This is a genomic window from Ramlibacter sp., from assembly GCF_036676645.1.
GTDB lineage: Bacteria > Pseudomonadota > Gammaproteobacteria > Burkholderiales > Burkholderiaceae_C > Ramlibacter.
In genome coordinates this window covers 1-2,563 of sequence record NZ_JAKFCM010000001.1, presented here as the reverse complement: position 1 = coordinate 2,563, position 2,563 = coordinate 1, and the positions used below count along the sequence as shown (strand labels likewise).

The 2,563-nt window shown below is 69.2% G+C and carries 1 protein-coding gene; it reads right to left on the bottom strand.

What is annotated here, in order from left to right:
* Positions 1 to 75: 75 nt before the first annotated feature.
* A partial coding sequence (locus V6M57_RS00005) for a DEAD/DEAH box helicase (protein ID WP_332812920.1) occupies positions 76 to 2,563 on the bottom strand: 2,488 nt, incomplete at its 5' end.

Below are 2,563 nucleotides of genomic sequence, written 5' to 3'. Positions count from 1 at the left end.
CTCATCCCTCCGCGCAGTGCCCTGAACCACAAAGTCGCGCGCACCGACCCCTGCCCCTGCGGCGATAGCCGGCCGCTACCGCAGCCAGGGCTCGAATGCCTTGGCCAGTCGCCGCAGAACGGCGGGCTCGGGCAGCGGTAGCCGCACGCTGGCCTGGCCTGTGACCGGATCGCGTTCGATGGTGATGGGCGCCGTGCCGGGCATGGCGCCACCCGCGGAGCGCGCGCTGGCCAGCCCCTGCAACAAGGCGGCACCCGCCTCCAGGATGGCGGCCCACGGGTCGGCAGGTTCGGTGTGTGGCGTCGCGACTTCAGCAGCGGTTTCGGTTTCAGCAGTCACCGGTATCTCGTCCTGCACCTGCACCTGCATCGGTAGCTGCATTTTCGACAGGTCGACCGGAGCGGGTGGCGTGTCGCCAGCGCCGGATGCGGCGGGCGACTCCGCTGCCGGATCCGCTTCGTCCTCGCCCATGGCCCCGGCCACCTGCTCGACGCTTTTCATGAACTGGGACAGGCGCGTGCCCTGCAGGAACACCTCGTGCTCGCCCCCGTCGAGCACGCCCGCGAACAGCGACTTCTTGAAGGCCAGTACCGACAGCATGCCCTCCTCGATGCTGCCCTGGCCGACGAAGTTGACCACCTGCACACCGCGTGACTGGCCCATGCGGTGCACGCGGCCTATGCGCTGCTCCAGCACCGCCGGGTTCCACGGCAGGTCCATGTTGATCACCACGGCCGCCGCGTGCTGCAGGTTCAGCCCCACGCCGCCCGCGTCGGTGGAGAGGAAGAGGCGGCAATCCGGATCGTTGTGGAATGTCTCGACCAATGCGCCGCGCTTGTCGCCCGGCACGTTGCCGCTGAACAGCACATGGCCCCAGGCACGCTGACCATCGCCATTGCCCAGGCGGCGCACGATCAGCTCATGCGTGCCCAGCCACTGGCTGAACACCACGGCCTTGGCCGACGGGTCTTCGAGCAGTTCGTCGAGCAAGGTCATCAGCTCGTCGACCTTGTGGCCATGGTCGGTTTCATGGTCAAGCAGGAAGGTACTGTTGCAGGCCATGCGCATGTTCTGCAGGGCGCATTGCAGGCGGCGCTGGTCGGCATCCGACAGGTAGCCGGTCTTGCGCCAGCGCGAGACGATGCGTGTGACAATGCCGCCGTTTTCGTCGTGGTGCACGCGCTGCTCGGGTGTCAGCGGCACGAAGATGCGGTTGTCCACCCGCTCGGGCAGCTGCGTCAGCACCTCGGCCTTGCGCCGGCGCAGCATCACCGGCGCCAGGGTCTGGCTGATGCGGTCGAGCGCGCGGTAGCCGATCACGCGGCCGGCCTCGTCGCGCAGCTGGTGCTCGTCGAGCAGGCGCCAGGTGGGGCCGAGCCGGTGCTGGTCGACGAACTGGATGATCGAGACCAACTCCTCCAGCCGGTTCTCCAGTGGTGTGCCGGTCAACACTACCGCATACGGGCTGGCGATGCGCTTGAGGGCGCGCGCGGCGATGGTGTTCCAGTTCTTGATGCGCTGCGCTTCGTCGGCAATCACCAGTTCCGGCGCCCAGGCATCGATCAGGTCGGCATCGCGCGCCAGCGTTTCGTAGTGGACGATCTTGCAGAATGCGTCCTCGCGGTACTGACGCTGGCGCTGCGCGCGCAGGCCGTGGACCACCTGCACCTCGCGCTCGGTGAAGCGCGCGAATTCGTTCTTCCACTGGTGCTTGAGCGAGGTCGGGCACACCACCAGCACACGCCGCACGCCGAAGTGGCGCGCGAACAACTCGGCCGCGGCGATGGCCTGGATGGTCTTGCCCAGGCCCATCTCGTCGCCGATCAGGCAGCGGCCGGCGCGCGCGGCGAACAGCGCACCCTCGACCTGGTAGGGGTAGAGCTTGACCTTCAGGAGCCGGGTCAGCGCCTTGTCCCGGATGCCCTTCGGGTACGCCGCCACCAGGGCCGCATGGCGGCGCTCGCCGTCGCGAATCTGGGCGACGAACTGCCAGACGTCATCGTGGCAGCGCAGCTCGTGGCCGCAGTCGCTGGCGGCCCGCATCAGGTGCTCCAGGCCATTGAGCCTGTGCCGCGGCAGGGCCCCGCCGGCCGCGGCGTCGAACAGTTTTTCGGCCTGGGCGCGCAACGCGGGCGGGCAGCCCGTGCCGGCGCGAAAGCGCACTTCGCGCGTGCCTGCGTAGGCCAGCCAGATCTCGCTGTACTCGGACTGGAACCCGCGCGACAGCGCCGCCTTGCCGCCGCGCCGGGCCTGCAACCTGGCAAGGGTGAACTCGATGTGCTTGCAGGTGCCCAGATGGTTGGTGGCGTAGTCAGGGCAGGTGCAGAAGTTCTGGCCCGGGGCCTGGCCGCGAATGGCCACGCGGTAGTGCGTGCCGCTGCCGCTGGCGGGGTTGTGCACGCGGAAGTCGGAGAACACCGGCTCCTGCCCCAGGTTCTCCAGGCCGAAGCGCTGTTCGCGGCCGAACTGGCGGCGCAGCGCGGTCTGCCAGTCGGCGACTTCCAGTTCGGGCGGGCGGCGCGTGCGCGAGAGGCGGGGTTCGGCGGGCTGGGCGGCCTTGGCC